This is a genomic window from Streptococcus mitis, from assembly GCF_001579035.1.
Classification (GTDB): Bacteria; Bacillota; Bacilli; order Lactobacillales; family Streptococcaceae; genus Streptococcus; species Streptococcus mitis_J.
Genome location: NZ_KQ970292.1, coordinates 6,662 through 7,713, shown reverse-complemented (window position 1 = coordinate 7,713; position 1,052 = coordinate 6,662). Strand labels below are relative to the sequence as shown.

Here is a 1,052-nt window from a genome sequence, read left to right as displayed (position 1 = left end):
CCATAGCTTTACTATGATATGCTTTTTTAAAACTAAGCAACTATATCACATTGTGTTCGCCCCTAAGTATAGATGAAAAGTGATCTATAATCAATATCGAAGTAGTTTAGGCGAAATATTCCACCAAGTATAAGTGTTTCAAGTTTTATGGGGCATTTAAAAGGCAAAAGTGCACTCATGATGTTTGACAAACACGCCAATCTCAAGTACAAGTTTGGGAATCGGCATTTCTGAGCGGAAGGTTATTATATGAGTACAGTAGGGCTCAATGAAGCCACAATTAAGAAATATATTCAAGATTAAAGAAATTATCCAGTGGATGATTTCTTCACAAGCATAAAAATTTGAGAATGAGTAAAGCATGATATAGCACTAGATAAATTGAGTGTAAAAGAATATGAGGATCTCTTTAGAGATAGTGGTAAGTAATACTAAAGCCTCTTTGAGAGGCAAGTGACGAGTCAAGAGCAATAAGACTTGAACAACGTGAAAGCCAGCGTCTTTAGGCGCTGGCTGGTAATTTGGGCTTATAGCCCTGGTTCAAACCACCCGTTTGACGGGTGGTCATGATTAAGTTCATATTTAGTTTGATTCTTTTCATATGGATGTTCTATCAAATGGGACATTTTCACGTTTGACCGAGTAAATACATTATCACATTCTAGCTGTATCAAGGAGACTTCTTTGACAATCCTCCACTTTTTTGCTAGAATAACATCACACAAACAGAATGAAAAGGAGCTGACGCATTGTCGCTCCCTTTTGTCTATTTTTTAAGGAGAAAGTATGCTGATTCAGAAAATAAAAACCTACAAGTGGCAGGCCTTGGCTTCGCTCCTGATGACAGGCTTGATGGTTGCTAGTTCACTTTTGCAACCGCGTTATCTGCAGGAAGTCTTAGACGCCCTCCTTGCTGGAAAATATGAAGCCATTTATAGTATCGGGGCTTGGTTGATTAGTGTGGCTTTGGTCGGTCTGGTTGCTGGTGGGCTCAACGTTGTCCTCGCAGCCTATATTGCCCAAGGAGTTTCATCTGACCTTCGGGAGGATGC

2 pseudogenes are annotated in these 1,052 nt (G+C 39.6%); both read left to right on the top strand.

Going from position 1 to position 1,052, the window contains the following annotated elements:
* Positions 1 to 13 precede the first annotated feature (13 nt).
* A pseudogene (locus SMIDD26_RS11980) lies at positions 14 to 429 on the top strand (transposase).
* Between the two features lie 357 nt (positions 430 to 786).
* Positions 787 to 1,052: pseudogene (locus tag SMIDD26_RS09810) on the top strand (ABC transporter ATP-binding protein); the annotation flags it as partial.